This is a genomic window from Flavobacterium sp. XN-5 (assembly GCF_008033395.2).
Lineage (GTDB): Bacteria > Bacteroidota > Bacteroidia > Flavobacteriales > Flavobacteriaceae > Flavobacterium > Flavobacterium hiemivividum.
In genome coordinates this window covers 1-24,423 of record NZ_VOGZ02000011.1, presented here as the reverse complement: position 1 = coordinate 24,423, position 24,423 = coordinate 1, and the positions used below count along the sequence as shown (strand labels likewise).

16 protein-coding genes are annotated in these 24,423 nt (G+C 33.8%); 3 read left to right on the top strand and 13 right to left on the bottom strand.

Annotation, left to right across the window (positions count from 1 at the left end):
• Window positions 1-160: 160 nt before the first annotated feature.
• Entirely contained in the window at window positions 161-715 is a 555-nt protein-coding gene (locus FQU23_RS14905; protein WP_147674535.1) for a fasciclin domain-containing protein, read from the top strand.
• A 123-nt stretch (window positions 716-838) separates the two neighbouring features.
• Here FQU23_RS14905 and pheT read toward each other — a convergent pair whose 3' ends face one another.
• The 8 genes from pheT to FQU23_RS14865 all read right to left on the bottom strand — a co-directional run bounded on the left by pheT (window position 839) and on the right by FQU23_RS14865 (window position 15,656).
• Window positions 839-3,259 carry a phenylalanine--tRNA ligase subunit beta gene (gene pheT, locus FQU23_RS14900; RefSeq protein WP_147674534.1) on the bottom strand — a complete coding sequence of 807 codons (2,421 nt, stop codon included), beginning with the start codon at window positions 3,257-3,259 and terminating at the stop codon, window positions 839-841.
• A gap of 325 nt (window positions 3,260-3,584) precedes the next feature.
• Window positions 3,585-4,478, bottom strand: a complete 894-nt coding sequence (locus FQU23_RS14895) for a hypothetical protein (protein WP_147674533.1) — start codon at window positions 4,476-4,478, stop codon at window positions 3,585-3,587.
• Between the two features lie 417 nt (window positions 4,479-4,895).
• Window positions 4,896-6,206 (bottom strand): TolC family protein, encoded by a 1,311-nt coding sequence (locus FQU23_RS14890; protein ID WP_147674606.1) that lies wholly within the window; start codon window positions 6,204-6,206, stop codon window positions 4,896-4,898.
• Window positions 6,207-6,210: 4 nt separating this feature from the next.
• Complete coding sequence (locus FQU23_RS14885) at window positions 6,211-9,306, bottom strand: efflux RND transporter permease subunit (RefSeq protein WP_147674532.1); 3,096 nt, start codon at window positions 9,304-9,306, stop codon at window positions 6,211-6,213.
• 76 nt (window positions 9,307-9,382) lie between these two features.
• On the bottom strand, window positions 9,383-10,441 hold the full coding sequence (locus FQU23_RS14880) for an efflux RND transporter periplasmic adaptor subunit (protein ID WP_147674531.1): 1,059 nt from the start codon (window positions 10,439-10,441) through the stop codon (window positions 9,383-9,385).
• A 305-nt stretch (window positions 10,442-10,746) separates the two neighbouring features.
• Window positions 10,747-12,852, bottom strand: a complete 2,106-nt coding sequence (gene recG, locus FQU23_RS14875; RefSeq protein ID WP_147674530.1) for an ATP-dependent DNA helicase RecG — start codon at window positions 12,850-12,852, stop codon at window positions 10,747-10,749.
• Between the two features lie 235 nt (window positions 12,853-13,087).
• A complete protein-coding gene (locus FQU23_RS14870) occupies window positions 13,088-15,307 on the bottom strand; it encodes a nitric-oxide reductase large subunit (RefSeq protein WP_209282354.1) in 2,220 nt (739 codons plus the stop codon).
• A gap of 13 nt (window positions 15,308-15,320) precedes the next feature.
• The gene (locus FQU23_RS14865) at window positions 15,321-15,656 is read right to left on the bottom strand and encodes a cupin (protein WP_147674528.1); all 336 of its coding nucleotides are present in this window, start codon (window positions 15,654-15,656) and stop codon (window positions 15,321-15,323) included.
• A gap of 343 nt (window positions 15,657-15,999) precedes the next feature.
• Between FQU23_RS14865 and FQU23_RS14860 the strand changes: the two genes are divergently transcribed.
• Window positions 16,000-16,605: a transcriptional regulator gene (locus FQU23_RS14860; protein ID WP_147674527.1), complete on the top strand. Its 606-nt coding sequence runs from the start codon at window positions 16,000-16,002 to the stop codon at window positions 16,603-16,605.
• Window positions 16,599-17,309: a DUF3307 domain-containing protein gene (locus tag FQU23_RS14855; protein ID WP_147674526.1), complete on the top strand. Its 711-nt coding sequence runs from the start codon at window positions 16,599-16,601 to the stop codon at window positions 17,307-17,309. The genes FQU23_RS14860 and FQU23_RS14855 overlap by 7 nt, the downstream gene beginning before the upstream one ends.
• A gap of 391 nt (window positions 17,310-17,700) precedes the next feature.
• Here FQU23_RS14855 and FQU23_RS14850 read toward each other — a convergent pair whose 3' ends face one another.
• The 5 genes from FQU23_RS14850 to FQU23_RS14830 form a co-directional block, all read right to left on the bottom strand.
• Entirely contained in the window at window positions 17,701-19,638 is a 1,938-nt protein-coding gene (locus FQU23_RS14850; RefSeq protein WP_147674525.1) for an OmpA family protein, read from the bottom strand.
• A 49-nt stretch (window positions 19,639-19,687) separates the two neighbouring features.
• Window positions 19,688-20,056 carry a hypothetical protein gene (locus tag FQU23_RS14845; RefSeq protein WP_147674524.1) on the bottom strand — a complete coding sequence of 123 codons (369 nt, stop codon included), beginning with the start codon at window positions 20,054-20,056 and terminating at the stop codon, window positions 19,688-19,690.
• Window positions 20,057-20,083: 27 nt separating this feature from the next.
• Window positions 20,084-21,025 (bottom strand): hypothetical protein, encoded by a 942-nt coding sequence (locus FQU23_RS14840; protein ID WP_147674523.1) that lies wholly within the window; start codon window positions 21,023-21,025, stop codon window positions 20,084-20,086.
• A gap of 8 nt (window positions 21,026-21,033) precedes the next feature.
• Window positions 21,034-21,942: a type IX secretion system membrane protein PorP/SprF gene (locus FQU23_RS14835; RefSeq protein ID WP_147674522.1), complete on the bottom strand. Its 909-nt coding sequence runs from the start codon at window positions 21,940-21,942 to the stop codon at window positions 21,034-21,036.
• A gap of 135 nt (window positions 21,943-22,077) precedes the next feature.
• The coding region (locus FQU23_RS14830) for a gliding motility-associated C-terminal domain-containing protein (RefSeq protein WP_147674521.1) at window positions 22,078-24,423 on the bottom strand (2,346 nt) is incomplete at its 5' end.

Sequence of the window (24,423 nt, the reverse complement as noted above, 5' to 3'; positions counted from 1 at the left end):
TGTATAAAATAAATAAAATAACATTCAATTATTATATAAATAACTAATAATCAGTAATTAGTGTTTTAGATAATGATTTTTATGAAACTAATTATAATAATTTAAAACTATTTGTTCTTAATCTCCGTAAATGCTTTTATATAACTTAATAAATAGAATTATGAAAACTAAAAAATTTTTATCAGTAGCCTTTTTGGCATTAGTATTTGGAGCTACTTCTTTCGCTCAAAAATCAGTAATGGTAGGTGGAGCAGCAATGTATCCTTCGAAAAACATTATTGAGAATGCAGTAAACTCAAAAGACCATACTACATTAGTAGCGGCAGTTAAAGCAGCTGGCTTAGTAGAAACATTGCAAGGGAAAGGTCCTTTTACAGTTTTTGCACCTACAAATGCAGCTTTTGCTAAATTACCAATGGGAACTGTTGAAACCTTATTGAAACCAGAAAATTTAAAAATGCTACAAACAATACTTACTTATCATGTTGTAGCTGGAAAGATGAATGCTTCAGATATTACTAAAGCAATTAAAGCTGGAAACGGAAAAGCAAAATTGAAAACAGTAAGTGGTGGTACATTAACTGCATGGATGAAAGGGAAAAAATTATACACTACTGATGAAAACGGAACAATGTCGCAAGTTACAATTGCCGATGTGAATCAATCAAACGGTGTAATTCACGTTGTAGATACTGTAGTATTGCCAAAATCATAGTATTAAATAAGAGGTTGTTTTTTTTTATTAAAAAGTCTTGTGTTTCACTGGACTTTTTTTTGCATAAAAAAGCCCAATTCTAAACTTTAGAATTGGGCTTAATTTATGTATAATAGGAATTATTTATCTAAGAGTGGCTCCTAGTTCTGTTTCAAAATTCTTTTGAAGTTTCCCCATAATTTTATCAATTTGAGCATCGGTCAAAGTTTTTGCATTATCCTGTATGATAAAACTTAATGCGTATGATTTCTTCCCTTCGGGTAAATTACTTCCTTCATAAACATCAAATAAATTGATTTCTTTCAAAAGGCTTTTTTCGCTTTGTTTTGCAATCGCATAGATACTATCATAAGACACATTTTGATCAATCAACAAAGCCAAATCTCTTCTTACTTCTGGGTATTTTGGAATTTCAGTGAATTTAATTTTATTGGAGATCATTTTAATAATGACAGCCCAATTAAAATCAGCATAAAAAACTTCTTGTTTGATTCCAAAGTGTTTAAGGATTGATTTTTTTACAATTCCAAATTCAACCAAGGCATTATGACCAATAGCAATTGCAATTCCTTCTGAAAAAATATCTGATCTTACAGGAGTACTTTGTGTTTTTTGAATTCCAAACCTAGCCAAAACCGCATCTACATAACCTTTGAACAAAAAGAAATCGGAAGGTTTTTGTGCATTAGTCCAGCTTTCCTTAGACTTGTTTCCTGTAAGAAACAATGTCATGTGTTTGTGCTCTTCAAAACCCGTTAAATATTTATGATAGCTTTTCCCAAATTCGAATAATTTCAAGTCACTATTTCGACGATTGATATTATAAGATATTGCTTCAAGTCCTGAAAATAATAAAGATTGTCTCAAGGTTGCTAAATCATTACTTAATGGGTTTAGCATTGTCACATTGTGTTCTTCTTTTAATGTTTCAGAAAGTTCAATATAAGAAGCCGTTGTCAATGAATTTGCCATTATTTCATTAAATCCTTGCGAATTCAATTGTGCGGCAATTATATTTTGTAATTTATAATCTTCATTTCTAGGAGAATTTGATACTGTTGCATTTAGTTTTTTAGAAAAAATGATGTTGTTGTACCCGTAAACTCTTAAGATTTCTTCGATTACGTCAATTTCTCGTTGTACATCAACACGATAAGCTGGTATTGTTAGGCCTAGTCCTGTTTCTGAAAAACTATTTACTTTAATGTCTAAAGAAACTAAGATTTGTTTGATCGTATCTTTTGGAATTTCTTGCCCAATAATTTTGGCAACATTACCGAAATTTAAGAATACGGCAAAATCTTCCATTTTCTTTTGGTAAACATCAATTATATCAGATGTAATATCACCACCAGCCACTTCTTGAATTAAAAGAGCAGCACGTTTTAAAGCATATGCCGTAATGGTAGGATCAATTCCTCTTTCAAAGCGGAAAGAAGCATCGGTATTTAGCTGGTGTCTTTTTGCTGTTTTTCGTATGCTTACGGGATTAAAATAAGCACTTTCTAAGAAAATAGAAGTAGTATGATCTGAAACAGCTGAGTTTTTACCACCAAAAACACCGGCAATACACAAAGGTCCTTTTTCATCGCATATCATTAGATCTTCTTCATGAAGTGTTCTTTCAACATCGTCTAATGTTGTGAACTTAGTTCCTGAAGCTAATGTTTTTACGATTATTTTTCCGTTAATTTTTGTAGCGTCAAAAGCATGTAATGGCTGCCCTAATTCATGCATTACATAATTAGTAACGTCGACTACATTGTTTTTAGGTGTAATTCCTATTGCTTTCAATCTATGCTGTAACCAGCTAGGAGATGGTTTTACAGCAATTCCTGATATTGTAACACCGCAATAACGCGGTGCTAGCGTCGTCTCTTCTACATTTATATCAATTCTAAGCGTTCTCATGTCAACTCTAAAATTGCTGACAGAAGGCGTGATTAGTTCTACGTTTACTCCGCTTTGTATTAAACCCGCTCTTAAATCACGCGCTGTTCCTAGATGACTCATCGCATCGGCACGATTAGGTGTAAGTCCGATTTCGAAAACTTCATCATTTTCTATTTTAAATACATCAGCTGCTTTGGTTCCAGCTGCAATTGCATTGTCTAATATCATGATACCGTCATGACCAGTCCCAAGACCCAATTCATCTTCGGCACAGATCATTCCGTGACTTTCCTGACCACGGATTTTTCCTTTTTTTATGGTAAAAGCAACTCCTGCTGTGTCATATAAAACGGTTCCTATTGTTGCTACAGGGACTTTTTGTCCTGCATCTACATTAGTCGCACCACATACAATTTGTACTGGAACACCATTTCCTAAATCTACAGTCGTTATCTTTAGTCTGTCAGCATCAGGATGCGGGATACAAGTAAGTACATGCCCTACAACTATACCTTCTAAGCCTCCTTTAATAGATTGGTATTTTTCAACAATTTCTACTTCCAGACCTAGATCTGTTAATAATGCTGCTGTTTCTTCTGATTTCCAGTCAATTTTTATGAATTGTTTTAACCAATTATAGGATATTTTCATCTGTCAATTTTAATACGATTACTTCGTCTGTTGGACCTTCGGTCTCGGCTGCAAATATAAGGATTGCAGTTTGTAGAAAGAAACTAATTATTTGTTTTTTCTAACTGATTTTCTGTTTTTCTTTTTTAAGTTGGAATATGGGATTAATTTGACGCGCTATAAATAAGAAAACACCAAAACGCTCTAGAAAACTGTACGGCGCACTAAAAAATAAATTCGTTTGGTATAAGATGGTTATTTTTATTAACTAGACCTTAACTTAACGAAATAAAAGAGGCTGCCTTTCTACGGACAGCCTTTTTATTTTTAAATATAATATTACTTATTAGCGACATTCCAATCCTAAAATTTCATATTTTGAAATTCCTGTTCCACTAGCAGACCAGTTCCCAGTAATAACTCCGCCTGAATTAGTCGAATTCCATTTAATATTGATTGTAACTTTCTCGCACGCAGCAACACTTCCTTCAATTGTAATTACTCTGTTAGAACTTCCTCCAGGAGTTTTTTGAGTAGCGGTTAAAGTACCACCTGTTACTGTAACGGTTGCGTCACCTCCTGTAAAATTAGTTAAACCACCTTGGATTTTTAAATTCGAAATAGCTTCTTTAGAAGTAAATGTATACTCAGCTTCTCGGGAACTACCACAAGAAAGTGCTTTGCCTGAAAATCCAGTTTCACAACCGCTAGTACACATTCCTACGAGCTCGTATTTAATATCAAATACTCCTTGTGGGCCTTGTCCCGCAACTTGTAAGTGAATATTTTTAGTGTCACATGGTTTCCAACCGCTTTCAAGTGGTATAGAATACTCTCCCCATGTGTTTGCAGCAGCACCTATTCCTACCGAAACTCCATTGATTACTAGGTCAGAATACTTTTCTGTGCTAAGAACCAATAATTTGAATTCCGTTCTAGTATTAAAATATTTGATATAAATTGTTTTTGAAAATTTGTCATCATTATTACCTCCCCAAGAAACAATTTTCGAATCTGCTTTTTCGAAATAGGTATTACTTTCCGCAGCAATACAACTCTGATTACAATTGACATAAGTAGATAATGAGTAGCCTGAATCTGGTATAGTTGCAATTGCAGAAGCTAAAGTTTTAGAATTTGTTACCACCTTGGCTGTTGTACTTGTTTCTAATTCAATAGTTTCATTGCTACAGCTCATTAAGAGAAGTCCCATTGCTAATGTTAAGATAATTTTTTTCATAATAGATTAAATTTGGAGTTGTTAAAAAATAAAAGCATTTAGTACTATTTTAAAATTAAATTAAAATGTTTTTTTTATTTAATTTAAACAAATATTAAAATATAATTAGTCAGAAAAATAATATAGTCGTTGAAAGTTTATTTTTAACGATAAAGTGTATGTTTTTTGTCAATATTTTCATTGTTTTAGATTAATATTTAGAATTTAACTACAGATATCAATGTAATTTAACATTTAAAACGAGTATTAATGAAGTTTTGATTATAAAAAAAACTCAGTTTATATCATTTGACGTGATATAAACTGAGTTGTAATATTATGAAATTTAAAGTTGTAAAACATTTTTGTTCATCCTATAAACCAAACAAAATCAATTCGAAAACAAATGGATATATTGTTGAGTATAAAATGTTGAATTTATAAAGTGATAGTTCCTGCCAATTCTCTTAAAGTAATTTCTGATAGTTTTGCTTGAAATTGTGCGTTGCTATATCGTACTGTGGCATTCACATAATTCAACTGTGCGGTTCTAAACTCTAGCGTAGTTATAGTACCAATTCGGAATTTATCTAAGGTAATGTCTAAATTTTGTTTGGCAATAGCCTCATTCTTTTCTTCTAGCTGGATCAATTCTAAATTTGTTAAATATGTTTGATACGCTGTCGCTAACTGTGTATTAAGCGCTAGATTTTGTTGCTCAATTAGAATACTAGAATTGTCAATCTGCAAATTTGCAATTTTTTCATTTCGTTTTTGAGCGAAACCATCAAATAAATTTAAAGCAGCAGTAAAGCCGTAATTAAAACCTCTAGCTGCCGACTGTGTTGTAAAACCAAGACTTGACTCGTTATCAGAAAAGTTATAACCTGTATTAAGCCTTACAGTAGGGTATCGACCTGATTTTATTTTTTTGAGTTCTAATTCTGCTACTTTTTTACTTATAATTAGAGCAGCAACTTGTGGATTTTGTTGTTCTGCCAAAGATTTCAATTCAGTAAAATCTAATTGCTGTTCCATGATAAAGTTATCAGCTACTTTAAAATCGAGAGTAATATCTCTGGCTAGAATTTGATTCAGTAAAATTTTAGCATTGATATATCTTTCTTTTTGTCTCAATAGGCTTACTTTATCAGTATTAATATCTACTTGCGCATTTAATACTTCTAGTTTTGATGCTTTCCCGATGGTAAATCTATTTTGTGCTAAGCTTACTCTTTGATTCGAAATAACAAGGGTGCTATCGAGCGCAATCAATTGCTGTTGCTGTTGTACCAAATCAAAGTAAGCCACTTGTACATCGCTAATTTTTGTAATAATCGTAAGCTTCAATTGATTCTCACCAAGTTTTTGTAACTCTTGTAGTTGATCTCTCATCGCAAACATTCTCAAGCCGTCAAAAATAGTCCAACCTAAACTCACTCCATAAGTTAGGCTGTTGTTTTTGGCATTATCTAGACTGGTTACTGTACCATCTGCACGTGTTTGTGAAAGATTTTGAATACTGTTATTATTGGTAATGGAAGCTGTTGCACTAGGTAACATTCCCGTATTACCAGGCGTGACATTACTTTCGTCAATCTTTAATTTGTTTTTGGCAATCTTAATCTCGTAATTGTTTTCTAAAGCTATTTGTACTGCATCTTTAAGTGTTAATAGTTCTTGTGCATTTCCGTTTAGAATACACAAAAAGAAGACTAACATACTTTGAAATAGTGTTTTAGTTGTCATAGTATTATTTACTTTCATTTTCATATTCTTCGATGTGATCAAATTCAGGATAGTGTTTTTTAGCTTTAGACCACATAAAATAAAGTGCTGGTATAACAAATAATGTTAAAACTAAAGAGAAAATAGTTCCTCCAACAATTACGACACCCATACCAATTCTACTTATAGAAGCAGCTCCAAGCGAAAGTGCAATAGGCAATGCACCAAGTGAGATTGCTAAACTGGTCATCAATATAGGCCTTAAACGTGCCTCTGAAGCTTCAAGAATGGCTTCTAGTTTCGGTTTGCCCTGTTCTCGCAGCTGGTTGGCAAATTCTACAATCAAAATACCGTTTTTGGTAACTAACCCAATTAGCATCACGGTACCAATTTGGCTAAAGATATTCCAAGTTTGATCAAACAACCATAATGAAAATAATGCACCGGCAACAGCCATAGGAACGGTTAAAATAATGATAAATGGATCGATAAAACTCTCAAACTGTGCTGCTAGAATTAAAAATATTAATAATAAGGCCAGTCCAAATGCAAAAGTAGTATTAGAACTACTTTCTACAAAGTCTCTTGATTCTCCGCCCAAATCAGTTGTGAATGTATCGTCAAGGATTTTGGCTCTAATTTTTTCCATAGCGTCAATTCCGTCATTGATACTTTTTCCTGGAGCAAGACCTGCAGAAACGGTAGCAGACATGAATCGGTTGTTGTGGTACAACTGCGGTGGCTTGCTTTGTTCCTCAATACTTACAATATTGTCCATCTGAATTAGTTCTCCTTTGTTGTTCTTAACATACATAGAAGTCAAGTCCAATGGTTTTGAACGATCTGCTTGATCAAATTGTCCAATTACTTGGTATTGTTTTCCTGACTTCATAAAATAACCAAAACGTTGTCCGCTTAATGACAGTTGCAAGGTTTGTGCAATGTCAATAACAGATATTCCTAAGCTTTCTGCTTTTTCACGATCAATAGTTACGTTAAGCTCTGGCTTGTTGAACTTTAAGTTTACATCTGACATTGAAAAAGTAGGGTCTTTATCTACCTCTTCCATAAACAACGGAATTTTCTCCTCTAATTTACTAAAACTTTGAGTTTGAATTATGTATTGTATAGGTAAACCACCACGTCTGTTTACAGCAATAGTTGGTTGCTGGGTCACAGATGTTTTAGCATCTGGATATTGTTTGGTCCATTTAGTAAGTTTCTCTGCAATTTCTGCTTGAGATGACTCGCGTTCACTGGATTCTTTTAATGACAACCTGACAAAACCACTATTTACAGACGATGATCCAAAACCTGGAGAGGTGATCACTAAGCTTACTTTTTTTTCTGGAATAGAATCATCAATTAGTCGCGAAATTTCCTGCATGAAACGATCAGTGTATTCATAACTAGATCCTTCTGGAGCTGTCATTCTTAGGGTCAAAGAGCTTCGGTCATCGTATGGTGCCGTTTCTTTTTGGATCAAATTATAAAAGACAAAAATCAATCCAAAACAAGCGAATAGGATAGGGAAGCTCCACCATTTTTTATCCATAAAACGCGCTAATGCATCGGCATAAGTGCTGTTTAGCTTTTGGAAATAAGGTTCAGTTAAATTATAGAATTTAGATTTTTTTTGCTCGCCGCCTTTCATCAAATAGGCATTTAACATAGGTGTTAATGTCAAGGACACAAAAGCCGATATCAAAACGGCAGCACCTATGACGACGCCAAATTCTCTAAATAAACGTCCCACAAATCCTTCGAGGAAAATAACTGGTAGAAATACTGCTGCTAGTGTGACAGAGATCGAAATTACGGCAAAAAATATCTCATTAGAGCCTTTGATCGCTGCTTCCATTGGCGACATGCCTTCTTCTACTTTTTTATAAATGTTTTCGGTTACAACGATTCCGTCATCGACTACTAAACCGGTAGCAAGAACAATTGCTAAAAGCGTTAAAACGTTGATGGAGAAACCAAACAACCACATGATAAAAAAGGTTGCAATTAAAGAAACTGGAATGTCAATTAATGGCCTGAAAGCAATCGCCCAGTCTCTAAAGAATAAATAGATAATTAAAATTACCAAAAATATAGATATTCCAAGTGTTTCAGCTACTTCAAGTACTGATTTTTTTACGAAAATAGTATTGTCGAGCGCAATATTTAACTTGATATCACTGGGAAGGTCTTTTTTTAAATCTTCGTATTGCTCATAAAAAGCTTTTGAAATGTCTAAATAATTTGCACCTGGACGAGGAACAATTGCCAGACCAACAAGTGGAAGTCCGGACTGACTTAATTTAGTTTCAATATTTTCTGGACCAAGAACGGCAGAACCAATATCGCTTAAGCGAACAATCTTTTCTCCTTCAGATCGAATGATGATGTTATTAAATTCTTCGGCAGTAGATAAGTTCCCTACTGTTTTTACGGTCAATTCCGTGTTAGCTCCAGTCAGTTTCCCAGAGGGTAACTCTACATTTTGTTTTCCCAATGCAGTTCGTACTTCGGCTACTGTCAGTCCATACGAAGCAAGTTTAACAGGATTAATCCACAAACGCATGGCGTATTTTTTTTGTCCCCAAATTTGAACACCACTCACGCCAGGAATAGTTTCTAGTCTTTGCGAAATCACATTCTCAGCATAATCACTCAGTTCTAGCGGGCTGCGGGTATCACTTTGCACGGTCATGGAAATAATCGCATCACTATCGGCATCAGCCTTAGAAACTACAGGCGGAGCATCAATATCCTGTGGTAGACTTCGGATGGCTTGCGACACTTTATCACGAACATCATTTGCGGCTTCTTCAAGGTTTTTATCCAAGTTAAATTCTACAGTTATCGAACTGCTTCCCTGAGAACTAGAGGAAGTTATATTCCTTATTCCGTCGATGGAATTAATCGCTTTTTCTAAAGGTTCCGTGATTTGGGACTCAATAATATCGGAGTTGGCACCCGTATAATTAGTTCTAATCGAAACCTGCGCAGGATCTATCGAGGGAAATTCACGAACGCCAAGATAGGAATATCCTATAATACCAAATAGTACAATTGCTAAATTCATAACAATAGTCAATACTGGCCTTTTTATACTTAATGTAGATAAACTCATTTTTTATGGGATTAATAAAATATTGTTATTGGGTTAGGAGTATGCTAATAATGACTCCTTTCTAAATAACTTTAAATTACTTGATGATTACTTTAACGGGAGTTTCATTTTTCAAAGACATAACACCAGTTGTGATTAATGTATCTCCTGCTTTTAGTCCAGATAAAATCAAGAGTGAAGCATCTGTTCTTGTAGTCGTTTCGACCATGACTTCTTTGGCTTTGCCAAAATCAGAAATAAATACTTTTTTTCCGTTTTGAACCGGAATTATAGCTTGTGTTGGTACTACAATGGCGTCTTTGATAACAGCTAGCGGTAATTCAACATCTGCAAAAGTACCCGGTAATAATTTTCCATCTTTATTCTCGGCAATGGCACGAACTTTTAAGGTTCTAGTCGATATCTCTACTGAAGGTTCAATTGCATAGACTGTAGCAGTATATTTTTCAGTAGATCCCGCTACTTTAAAACTCAAAGTAGTTTTGTTTTTTAGTTCATTTACATATTTTTCGGGAATCGAAAAAGTGATTTTTAACTTCCCAATATTAACTAAATTAGCCACTAATACCGCAGGGGTGATGTAGGTTCCCACAGAAATAGAACGCAACCCAATTCTTCCTGAAAACGGAGCCCTTACAGCTGTTTTGGCAATTTGCGCCTTTATTAACTGGCTTTGTGCTTTCATCGAAGCATATTCTGCTCTAGCAACATCATATTCTTCTTGGCTGATAGCTTCTTTTGCCAGTAAAAGTTTGGCTCGTCTTTCATTTTCTGATGCTAGACTTTCCTTAGTATTTGCCTGACTCAATTGGGCTCTTAATTCTCTGTCGTTTACTTTAAAAAGTAATTGTCCTTTACTAACATTACTTCCTTCTTGAAAGTTGATGCTTTCTACAATACCGGAAACTTCAGAACGAATTTCTACCTGCTCATTAGCTTCAATAGAACCAGAAAGGGATAAATTATTTTCAAAAGTTTGAGGCTGAACCACAATTCCAGCTAAACGCATCGCTGCTGGTTTTCCTGATTTGCTGTTGTTTGCTTTTGAATCTCCTTTATTTTCTATTATTCGGTAGCTTATAAAGGCACCAAAACCAACAATGAGTAAGCCGTAAACGATGTATTTTATTTTCATGTTTATTTTTATGAAGTAGGATTAGTTTTCAATATTTTTTGTTAAATGACAAATTTAGGTTTTACAATTGGAATAAATAATAGGTTTGTTTTTATTTAACAGTTGTACATACAACTATTTCGAAAATAGCACATAAAAACTCCTAAGCGTTCATTTACTAACGATTAGGGGACTCTATCAAATAATAAAACTGAAAATTTTAGCAAATAAGTTTTCCAGAGACTGGAAGTCTCTGACATAAGACCGTAAAAAAGGGCAAAGGTTTAATTGAATTTGAAAAAAAGTCTAATTTTATAAAAAAGGAATCAACTGATGTAGTTCCAGATGTTTTTCTTTTTAGTCAACTCGATATAAACACTTCTTAAAGTAGCGTGTTCTGGTTTTTGTAAAGGTGCATCCACGGTTAGGATTTTTATCGCTTTCTCTCTGGCTAAGGCTAAAATATCTCTGTCCCGAACAATATCGGCAATTTGAAGGTTTAGTACACCACTTTGTTGGGTTCCCATCAGGTTTCCTGGACCGCGAAGTTTTAAATCAACTTCGGCAATTTCAAATCCATCATTAGTACTCACCATGGTTTCCATCCTAGTTTTGCTGTCAGAACTTAATTTGTGACTCGTCATCAGGATGCAGTAACTCTGATCAGCACCACGACCAACACGACCGCGCAGTTGGTGGAGTTGCGAGAGTCCGAAGCGCTCAGCACTTTCGATAATCATTACTGAGGCATTAGGAACATTTACCCCAACTTCGATAACGGTTGTAGCAACCATTATATTTGTTTTCCCATCCGAAAAACGTTTCATTTCAGCGTCTTTATCGGCTGGTTTCATCTTTCCGTGTAAAATAGAAATGGAATAATCTGGCAAAGGGAAATCTCGGGAAATACTCTCATAACCGTCCATCAAATCTTTGAAATCCATTTTTTCTGATTCTTGTATCAGCGGATAGACAATATATATTTGGCGTCCTAAACCGATTTCATCTCGAATAAATTTCCAAACTTTCAGACGGTTGCTGTCAAAACGATGTACAGTTTGAATGGGTTTTCGGCCCGGAGGCAGTTCGTCAATAACCGAAATGTCGAGATCACCGTACAAACTCATTGCCAGCGTTCGCGGAATAGGAGTTGCGGTCATTACTAAAATGTGTGGTGGAATTTCATTTTTCTTCCACAATTTAGAGCGTTGCTCGACTCCAAAACGGTGTTGCTCATCAATTATAGCTAAACCTAAATTTTGAAATTTCACTTTGTCTTCCAATAAAGCATGTGTTCCAATGAGGATTTGTAAGCTACCGTTTTCTAACTCTTCATAAATAATTTTTCGGGCTGAAGTTTTAGTTGAACCAGTCAGTATTTTTATATTTATATTCAATTTGTTAGCTAATTCTGAAAGCCCGATAAAATGCTGATTCGCCAAGATTTCTGTGGGAGCCATCAAGCAAGCTTGAAAGCCATTATCAAGTGCTAGTAACATGCTCATAAAAGCCACAATCGTTTTCCCCGATCCTACATCACCTTGTAATAATCGGTTCATCTGGGCGTTAGTTCCCATATCTGTTCTGATTTCTTTAATCACTCTTTTTTGAGCTCCAGTGAGCTGAAAAGGCAGGTGATTTTGGTAGAAATCATTAAAAAGTTCGCCCACCTTAGTAAACGGATGTCCCTTTATTTTGTGTTTTTGAACTAGATTTTTAGTGATTAATTGCAATTGGATAAAGAACAATTCTTCAAATTTTAATCGGAATTGGGCTTTCGCCAAAGCTTCTGCGCTTTTAGGAAAATGAATGTTGAATAAGGCTGCTTTTTTAGGAATTAATTGTAAATCCTGCAATAGATAATCCGGAAGTGTTTCTGTAAATAAGGTTTGGGTTTCTAGAAACAGCTGCTGCATTAATTTATTGATTACCCGATTTGAAATTCCGCGATTGTTTAGCGTTTCTGTCGAAGGATAAACAGCTTGCATTGCCGAACGCAAACTTTGTTCGTGCTCGCTCATCGCTTCGATTTCAGGATGCGCCATATTGTATGCACCATTAAAGGAAGTACATTTTCCAAAAATTACACTAATTTCGTTTAGTTTCAACGATTCCCGAACCCATTTTTGTCCCTGAAACCATACCAATTCCATTTGTCCTGTATCATCCACAAAAGTGGCAACGAGACGTTTCTTGCCCTTACCAAATTCGACAGTTTTGATATTGATGATTTTACCAATGATTTGTACCTCGGCAACATTGTTTTGCAGCTCGTTGATTTTGTAATAACGCGTTCGGTCAATGTAGCGGTTGGGGTATAAATTGATTAAATCTTTGTACTTATGAATCCCTAGTTCCTTTCGTAGCAATTCGCCACGGTTAGGGCCAACGCCTTTTAGGTATTCGATAGGAGTAAGTAGGAGATTGCTCATTTGGATTTTTTAGAAAACAGAATCAAGAGAATAGAATATAGACCTCAGAACTCTTTACATTTTCTTCGAATTGCTTTATTCTTTTAAAAAGACGAAGATAGTTTTTAATTGGGAATTTAGGAAATGAGTGGTTTTATAAATTTGCAGAATGCCTAAATTTTGCTTAAAAAAAAGCCTGTAAAAAGATTTCCACATCTTCTTACAGGCTTTTTTTATGAATCAATGTTTATAACAACTAAATATTTTTTCTCTTTAAATTATAAATAGTTTCACTTACTGTAAACCAACAGAAGTAAAAAATACCCACTGAAAAAATAATATCTCCAATCATTCTCATCCATTTTAATGTTTGAATTGTAGGTGAATATAACAATTCAGACTCTCTTGCAAACGAATATCCTTTTGTGATAGAAGTATATGCTTGAATAATTCCTATTGGTAATAAACTCAACACTACCATTGCGATAAGACCAATATTTAATGCCCAGAATGCTTTTTTCAATTTACTTTCTTCCCAAACTCTATCAGAATAAAAACGCAAACAAATTAAGATGAATCCCATTCCCAACATTCCATATACTCCAAATAGTGCAGTATGGGCATGAACTGCAGTTGTGTTTAATCCTTGAATATAGTACAAAGCAATAGGCGGATTAATTATAAATCCGAATACTCCAGCTCCTAAGAAATTCCAAAAAGCGACTGCGATAAAGAAGAAAATAGGCCATTTGTATTTTTGCATCCAAGGAGTGCTTTTTAAATGACTCCAGTTTTCTCTAATTTCAAAACCCATTAAAGTAAGAGGCACCACTTCTAATGCACTGAACGTAGCACCAAGAGCAATTGCTTTTACCGGTGTTCCCGAAAAATACAAATGATGTAAAGTTCCCAAAATTCCACCAGCCAAAAAGATAGTAGCCGATGCTACCGAAACTCTACCAGCCGTTTTAGCAGAAATAATTTTTAATTGAGAGAAAATATAAGCGATAACAACCGTGGCAAAAACTTCAAAGAAACCTTCAACCCAAAGGTGAACCAGCCACCATCTCCAGTAATTAATTACAGGTAAACTACTGTTTTCTCCATACATTAAACCAGAGAAAAAGAACATTCCGATTGCCATAACCGAAATCAGTAATATGATTAACAATGATTTAGAATTATCATTTTTACGAATAGCAAACAAAATGTGTTGACTAACCATAAATACCCATAAAACAAGACCTACGCCCAATAATATCTGCCAGAAACGGCCTAAATCCATGTATTCATATCCTTGGTGTCCAAAGAAAAAATTAGTCGTTAAATCTAAAAATTGGTGTACTCCCAACCACTCACCAAACATAGAACCCAAAACGATAACTAATAAGGCTATAAAAAGGAAATTAATTCCTAAAATATGGTGTTTGATTTCTTTACCCGAAATCATTGGCGCTAAGAATAATCCGGTAGCCAACCAAGTTGCAGCAATCCAGAAAACCGCCAATTGGGTATGCCATGTTCGTGTAATAGAATAAGGTAAATATTGTGACAATTCGAAACCAAAGAAAGATTGTCCTTCAACGGTATAATGCACCGTTAATATCCCTAAAATAACTTGTAATGCGATTAAGAAACAAATGATTAGGAAATATTTTAATACTGCTTTTTGCGAAGGCAATAATTGCATATTCTCTAAAGGATCTGATTCAGGCTTGGTTAATAAATCTCCTTTTTCATGATTAAGAAGATAGTAATAAGTCAATATTCCAATAAATAATAACAACAAAACGATAGATAAACCGGACCAAATAATAGAACTATCCGTAATATTATTGTCAATTAAAGGTTCGTGTGGCCAGTTTGAGGTATACGTATAATCTTCATGCGGTCTGTTCGTACTTGCCGCCCAAGAAGTCCAGAATAAAAAGGCATTCAATTGTGATAATTTCTTAGTATCTGTTAGAGCGCCTCTTTGAATAGCGTACTCTTCTTTACCTTCTGAAAAAATTTTTGTGTAATGCTTTATGTTTTCATTAATCGCTTTTAAACGTTCTGGCGAAATACTAATTGTTTTAGTTGTTTCGTCAAATGTATTGGTTCTAATATCTTGAATCAAACGCGCTTTTAGAGCTGCTTTCTTTTCAACATCCAATTCAGAATAGGGCATGTTGTATTCTTTTGCCCAAGTGTCTAGCATGAAAACGGCTTCTTTGTGTATCCAGTCTGCAGTCCAATCGGGTGCTACATAACTCCCATGTCCCCAAATGGAACCAACTTCCATTCCGCCAATGGATTCCCATACGTTTTGACCAATTTGTATGTCTTCTTTTGTGTAAACTATTTCTCCGGTTCCTTTTATGATTACTTTTTCTGGAATTGGAGGTTGCGTTTGATACACTTCTACACCAACACCAATGAGGACTATAAATGAGATTACCACCACACTTATAAATGCTAACCAAGTTTTTTTCATTTTGTTTTTTATATTATTTTATAGAATTTATGCGTTCAATAGTATCATTCTTGTGGATTGTAAGACGGATTATGGAATCAGAAATACCTTTTAAATCATGAGGAACTGAGGCGTCTAACGAGATTATATCTCCTCGATTAAGAGTTTGGTTTTCTCCGTTGACTCCAAATTGTATGGCGCCATCAAAAACTTCAATAACTATCGGAAATGGTGCTTGGTGCTCCTTCATCACTTGATCTTTTTTTAGTAAAATCCGTACCTCGCTAGAGTTAGAAGTTTTTAATAATACGCTTACTGCAACCTTAGTTTCATTAAATTCTAGGTTTTCAAATAGAGATGCTTTTTGCATGAGTTTGGGTGTTTAATTTATGTGAAACAAAAGTTTCGCTTTTTTGTTAAAATAAAATTCTGATAATTATAAAGTTCAAGTAATATTATTTTTACTTGATCTAAATAAAGTATAGCGCAAAAGTAGTAAAAAAAATAATAACGGACAATTATGTCCGTTATTATTTTTTTATTTAGGCTGATCATAATGATTTATAATTTGTCCCCACGATATAGTAAATTAAACGATAATTTACTATATCGTCTAATAAGGCGATTGTATATATTATCGCTTTATTTAACGATAATTTAATATATCGTTATATTAAGCGATATATTTAGTATCTTGCTTAAAATTTCAAGATATGAAGGCAGTAATCACCGGTGATATAATAAACTCTAGAAAAGTAGCTTCGGCATTATGGATGGGGGATTTAAAAGGTATTTTAAGCACCTACGGAAATGAACCCAAGGATTGGGAAATATATAGAGGTGACAGTTTTCAGTTGCTTGTCGATCCTATTGATGCAGTCGAAATCGCCTTATTAATCAAGGCCACCATCAAACAACACAAAAAACTAGATGTGCGTATTGCAATAGGAATAGGCACCGTCGATTATACTGCTGACAAGGTAACAGAATCTAACGGAATTGCTTTTCTAAACTCAGGGGAATGCTTTGAAAGATTAAAAAAGCAGACTTTTGGAATACAATCGCCTTGGTCTGAATTTAATAAGAATTTTACGATTATCTTTCAATTAATTGTTTTGTTTGCTGATAATTGGACCACGACCTCTGCCGAAATCATAAAAAAAGCGTTAGAAAACCCAGGTGTTAATCAAAAGGAATTGGCTCTTGCTTTAAATAGAAAAAGCCAAAGTTCGATAAGTGCATCCCTTAAGAGGGCAGGATATGAGGAGCTAAAAAATGTGATTGAATATTATAAACAAGAAATTAAAAAACAATGGTAGAATTATCTTTCATGCTTGTTTTAACTCACTTAGTAGGTGACTTTTTCTTGCAGCCCACATCTTGGGTAAAGGATAAAAAGAAAAATAAAATAAAATCAAAATACCTATATCTTCATCTGTTAGTGCATTTTGTACTTTTATTGTTGATCACAAAATTTAATAAAGAATACCTCTTTGCATTGTTTGTTATTGTTGGAAGTCATTTTACTATTGATTGTGCGAAATTATATTTACAGAAAAAGAAAACGCTAAAAACATGGTTTTTTATCGACCAAATATTACACTTGTCAGTGATTGCAGCCGTGGTGCGTAATTATTATCCGTATGAAATCGACTTTGAAATACTCTATTCAACCCAAAGCCTTGCGTTATTTACAGCCTTAATCACGGTAACTTATGTGAGCGCAATAGTTTTAAAATTATTACTGTCTAAATGGAGTGATCAAATCGCTAAAAATAATAGCGATGACACAAATAATGCTGGAAAATATATTGGGATTCTGGAACGCTTGTTTATTTTCTTTTTTGTTGTAATTAATTTTTGGGAGGGAATCGGTTTTTTATTGGCAGCCAAATCTATTTTCAGATTTGGAGACCTTAAAGAGTCTAAGGATGTCAAACTTACTGAATATATCTTGATAGGGACTTTATTGAGTTTTGGGCTGGGTATTTTGTGTGCGATGGCCTTTAAATATTTTATCTAACATGGGCAGAAAGAAACATTTATTTATACTATTATTTCGATTTAGCCTACTTCAGTCTTTTTTATTTACGTGTAAGTTTAAAAACAATAAAGTAAGTTAAATACTATTTTATTTTAAACATTATGTATTTTGTCGATTATTTTTGTTGTTTTAACGGAATTGTATTTATATTCGAAAAGAATTAGATAATTGTTAAAACCATATTTAAAGAATTTTGCCCCACAATCTACTTTAAACTTAAACTACTAAATTATGAGCGCAAATTTACATTATGTACCTAATTTAGTAGTTTTCTATTAATCTTAAATTCTTAAAGGACACATTAACTAAAATTATTAAGTTTGTTTGGTTTGAAACAACCAGGGTATTAAATGATACCTTGGTTGTTTTTTTACAAGTCCGTAATTATAAATTCACTACGTCTGTTTAGTTGATGTTCTTCTTCGGTACATTCTATACCATCAGCGCATTTGTTGATGAGTTTGTATTCCCCATATCCTTTAGCGGTTAATCGATCTTTAGCTACACCATTTTTTATAAGCCAATTGATAGTCGATTTTGCTCTTCTGTCTGATAAAGCCTCATTGTATTTTGAGGATCCTCTACTGTCTGTATGCGAACGTATATCTAGTTTCATCGCTGGATACTCAATTAATACATCTAATATTTTTTCTAAATCGATTGCTGCTTCATAACGGATATCGGATTTATCGAAATCAAAATAAATATTTGTAATCCCGAAACATTTTCCTAAATCATCGCCTACAACCACTTTACAACGGGCTTTTTCTAACTCAATATTAAGTTCTGTTTTTCCGTTTTCATCTAAGGTAGTTGCTTTTACTTCCTTGGTGGTATAATCCATTTTTTCAGCTCGTACATATAGTTTCATGTCACATTCCACTATTAAAGAATAGTTTCCGTCTTTGTCTGATTGTGTTGTTCCTAGTTCATTAAACATGTTATCAAAAACGGTTATTTTAGTATCTGATAAAACTTCATGAGTTTCGATGTCTGTTATTTTTCCAAACAGTTCTTGTTCGCAAGTTAGCCTTCTTGTTTCGAGGAAACGGTAGATATCATCTAGTCCTTGACCTCCGTCTTTGTTCGAACTAAAAAAACCAAGTCTTGATTTAGAATCAATCATATAGGCAAAATCATCTAGCGGAGAGTTAATATCAGCTCCTACGTTTTGTACTTTATTAAAGTTGCCTTCGGAATTTATTTTAGACACAAATACATCAAGACCTCCTAGACCAGGATGTCCATTAGAAGAAAAATAAAGTTCATTATCAGCACTGATATAAGGAAATGTTTCTCTCCCCGCCGTATTTATCAAATTTCCTAAATTAACGGGATTGCCTAAACTACCATCTTCATTTATCGCTACTTTAAATATATCAGATAAACCAACTGTGCCTGGCATATCTGAAGCAAAATATAACGTTTTTTCATCTGGACTTAGGGCTGGGTGAGCGGTACTATAATTGTCACTATTGATAGAAAGTTCAGTAATATTTATCCATTTATTATTTTCAAAAGTGGCTTTATATATTTTTATAAGTGTGATATCGTTACCATCAAAACCTTTTTTATCCTTATTAAAATTATTACGGGTAAAATACATCGTTTTTCCATCTTTGGTAAAGGCGGCAGTAGATTCATGAAACCTAGTATTTACTAACTTATCAAATTTAGCCGTTTTACCTAGTACCATTTCATCTCCTAATTCAGCAGTATATAAATCAGTGAAATATTGATTATTCCAAGAGTGTTTTCTTTGTTGTATACTGCCGGTATCTTTTGCTGAAGCATATACTAATTTATTTAAGTAAATAGCTGTTCCATAATCAGAATAAGGGGTACTTAGAGAAGTTGGTTCAATGTCATATCTGCCAGAGTTTGCTTTTATCTCCGACAAATAATCTCTATTTTCCATAAACAGTTTTCCTCTATCATCATTTTGTGCAAAAGCATTAAATTTTATCATAATTTCATCTGCTTTTTTATTTTCGCCGATTGATCTTAATGTTTGAGCATATCTATAGTAATATTCTGGTTCGATTTCTGTCTCCATAGTAAATAACTCAGTATACCATTTAGCTGCATCTTCAAGTTTTGCATTAAAGTAATATGCGTTTCCCAATTTTTTAAACATATCGGCAGACTTATAGCCTTTGTTAGCAAGCTTTTCGTATGTTTTTATAGCATCCACATAAGCATAGTTATCGTATTTTTTTTCTGCTTTCGCCACTCTAGCTTCTTGTGAATACATGTTGATTGATAAAACGCTTATTATAGCTAGGTAAAAAAGTATTTTATTTTTCATAATAATTGTTTTTATAATGAATCAATTAATTTTCGTTTTTTATATTCCTTTATTTCGATTTTTCTATAAATATTTTCATCATTTCATCAGCCTTTTTTGGATTATTAACTGATTTTAAAGATTGTGCATAGCGATAATAGTATACCGTTTCAAAATCAGAAGTCATTGAAAATAATTGATCATACCATTTGGCTGCTTCTATAAAATTGGAATTAAAAAAAGAAGCGTTAGCTAGTTTTTTTAACATATCTATGGATTTATATCCTTTATCAGAAACTCTTTCATAAGTTTTTAAAACATCAACATTTACGTAACTGTCCTGATTTTTATCTGCAATATATTCTGATCCAAGCTGAGAGTAGATGTTGTGCGAAATAAAACAGAAAATGAATATTAATAGAAGTGGACTCTTTTTCATAATTTCTAATTTATTAATTGACGAATGTTATCTTTGTTTTTCCTTAAAGAGCTGCATCATTCGTTCTGCTTTTTCATTTTCATGAATAACAGATAATGATTTAGAATATCTATAGTAATACTCAGGTTCTAAAATAGTTTTCAGTTCAAATAACTCGCCTAGCCATTTTGCCGCCTTTTCATACTCACCATCATAAAAAAAAGCATTCCCGATTTTCTTTAGCATCTCTTCGGATCGATATCCTTTTTCAGCAATTCGTTCATATGTTTTTAAATAATATACATAAGCAACAGCACTGGGTTTATTTACTGTAATTGAGGTATTAATAGTACTTTTAACCGGATTGTTGATTTGTAATTCTTCTAATTTATTTTTAGCTAATACTGTTGAATTTTTTGCTGCGCTTGAATTTAATGCTTCCTGATAATTTTGTTCTTTATTTATTATAGGTTCAGGTATATTTGGAACTACGTTTTTTGATAGTAATGCGGGTGCAGAATTTTTAATTGATACTTCGTTTTTTTTAAAATTTGGGGGTTTTGGAAGTACCGCACCTTTATCAATTTTTAAATCTTGTGATGCTATTTTTGTTTTTTTTATAACAATCGGTTTTGAAATTGCATTAATGGAGTCTAATTTTAATTTTTTCAAATATTCAGGAGTTACATAAACATTTACATATGTAGGAGTAACGACCCTAGTATTATTTGGCCCTAAATCATATTTGTTTACCATACTTAGTTTAGAAACTTTATACGTTGTTGTATAACCTCCAAATCTCATATTTACTTTCTCTTCGACATAATATGATTTCACTATTCGAGTCTTTATAGGTATTTCAGATGAAGTAACTTTTTGATTTTTAAACTTAATTGCACTATCTATAGTAGCCAAGGTTGTACTTTGACTATACATATTAATGTAAATCAAACTAACTAAAGTTATTACTATTTGAATTAGCGGTTTCATAGAATTTTTTAGAAAAATCTTTGAGTAGTTATTTTATCATTGTTTTTGAATAATTCATATCGTAAAAATATTTCGTGTGATCCCGAATTGTAGTTATCTAAGCGTGTAGTTTCTAAATCATAACCGTAGCCAATATATATAGCATCAGAAATTTGGAATCCAACCATAGCACTAACAGCGGCACTCCATCGATAGGATAGACCTATCGTTAATTTTTCATTGAACATCAAAGCTCCTGAGAGATCTACTTGGAGTGGTGCTCCTTCTACTAATTTAGTAAGTAAAGCAGGTTTAAATTTTAGAGAACTATTTAAGTCCAGAATATACCCCGCGATTAAATAATAATTAATTTTTTCTTTAAAAATCGCAACTTCATTATCATCATACCTGTTGGTTTCGATAAAATTAGGGACGGACAATCCCACATAAGCCTTCTGTGAATGCAGATAAACACCTACACCAATATTAGGAGAGAATTTATTGTTGTAGTCACGTAGGGCAGGGTCGTCATCCACAGGGTTTAATTTGGCTACGTCTAAATCAAATAAGTTTGCAGTGGCTTTTATACCAAATGATAAAGAGACATGATCAGAAGTTGGTATTGTGTATGAAAAATCTCCTGAGATCATGTTCTCTTGGACAGGTCCTATTTTATCATTTATTATGGTTAATCCCAGTCCAACGCGGCTATTTTTTAAAGGTGTGTTTACTGATAACGCATTGGTGACTGGCGCACCATTTAACCCAACCCATTGAGCCCGATGAAGCGCAAAAATACTTAAAGCACCTCTGGATCCTGCATAAGCAGGGTTAATATTAATCGTATTGTACATATATTGTGTGAACTGAGCATCTTGCTGGGCAAGACTCACAATTGTAGTAAACAGTAAAACGATTGTATATATAATTGTTTTCATAGTAGATATTTATTAGATAAATTATCTTTCGAACGAGTTATTTTTTAGTTCGGCAGGTCAGATTAAAAAATATATGTTTTTTCTCCATTTAATAGTAATAACGTTTAAATCAGTAATACTAATGTTATTAATACTTTATCTCGTTAGGTATAAATACCCATCTTTTTGATTAACTCGGGTATTTCCTAGGTCATCAACTGAAGTATATTTTAGGATGTAGAAATAAACTCCAGATGGTAGACCTGATGACTGACTTACTGTTGTTCTACCACTTGAATACCCATTGAAGTTATTGCTTATGTTACTGTAGTTTTTGGTTTCAAAAACAAGTACTCCCCAACGGTTGTATATTTCAACTGTATTATCAGGATAGCAATCTGTATCATCAATATTGTCAATAACAAAAGATTCATTAATTCCATCTCCATTAGGAGAGAAGGCGTTATGGACTAAGATACTTCCACAGCCAAATACTTCTGATTTATCAACTACTTCAGTGTCGGTAGCATTTACCGGCACATCTTTCGGTGTCAATCCAGTTGCTGTTGCAATATTTGTAACAGAACCCACAACTAGGTCGTTTTTAGTTACCGTATAACTTACATTAAAGATTTGGAAAGCCCCAGGAATTAAACTCTCAATAGTCACATTCAATCCAGTTAAAGGGTCTTTTATTTCAATTTTATGTAAAATTAAGTTACCACTGTTACTTACTTGAATTGTGTAGTTTATTACATCTCCTACAAAAGTATAGTTACTATCAGGACTAGCAATTTTATCTACTGTAAGACTTGGCGTTTGTGTTAAAGGAGTTATTGTACAATCTGTACAACTTGGCTCAACTGGACAGCTAGAGCACGGGGTTGGGTCTGTAGAGGTAGCGCTTACAGGATCTCCGGATGGTGGGGTTCCAGTAGTTGTTGCCAAGTTATAAACGTAACCTTTATCAATATCTGCTTGGGTTACGGTGTAGGTAGCCGTAAATGCAGTTCCATTGCTCATACCAGCAGTTAATGTAATAGGACCACCAATAACCGTTACTCGATTATCAGTTACAATTATATTCGCAAGGGTCAAATTTCCAGTGTTAGTTACTACAAAACTGTAATTAATGTGATCTCCTACATTTGTAATTCCATCTTTATTTGTATCAACATAAATTCCATCTTTAGTAACAGTAATTTTAGCATCGGTACAAATAGTAATCACATCTGGGATATTGTTATTTGATTGTGCCGTTACACTTGAGGCGTCAGGAGTAGCTGCATTAACAGAAGCTTGGTTGGTGATTTTACCATTGTCAATATCGGTCTGATTTACAGCGTATGTTGCAGTATACACCCAAGTTTCCGTAACTTCTAGAATGTTGTTGTTATTGGTATCTCCACTTATCAGTGCGATAGCAGATAAGCCAATATGATTATCAACTACATTCACATTATTTAAACTCACATTACCGGAATTTTTCACCGTAAAGGTATAGGTTACTATATTTCCAACAATAAGTGTTGCACATACGTTTTCTCCTATTGTAATGTCATTTGTTTTCGTAATGCTAATGTTTGCATCGGTACAAATAATAATCACATCTGGGATATTGTTATTTGATTGTGCCGTTACACTTGAGGCGTCAGGAGTAGCTGCAGTAACAGAAGCTTGGTTGGTGATTTTACCATTGTCAATATCGGTCTGATTTACAGCGTATGTTGCAGTATACAACCAGGTTTCCGTAACTTCTAGAATGCTATTGTTATTGGTATCTCCACTTATAAGTGCGATAGCAGATAAGCCAATATGATTATCAACTACATTCACATTATTCAAACTCACATTACCAGAATTTCTCACCGTAAAGGTATAGGTCACTACATCTCCAACAACAAGTGTTGCACATCCGTTTTCTCCTATAGTAATGTCATTTGTTTTCGCAATGCTAATACTTGCATCGGTACAGATAGTAATCACATCTGGGATATTGTTATTTGATTGTGCCGTTACACTTGAGGCGTCAGGAGTAGCTGCATTAACAGAAGCTTGGTTGGTGATTTTACCATTGTCAATATCGGTCTGATTTACAGCGTATGTTGCAGTATACACCCAAGTTTCCGTAACTTCTAGAATGTTGTTGTTATTGATATCTCCACTTATCAGTGCGATAGCAGATAAGCCAATATGATTATCAACTACATTCACATTATTTAAACTCACATTACCAGAATTTCTCACCGTAAAGGTATAGGTCACTACATCTCCAACAACAAGTGTTGCACATCCGTTTTCTCCTATAGTAATGTCATTTGTTTTCGCAATGTTAATGTTGGCATCGGTACAAATAGTAATCACATTAGTGATATTGTTATTTGATTGTGCCGTTACACTTGAGGCGTCAGGAGTAGCTGCATTAACTGAAGCTTGGTTAGTTATTTTACCATTGTCAATATCGGTCTGATTTACAGCGTATGTTGCAGTATACACCCAAGT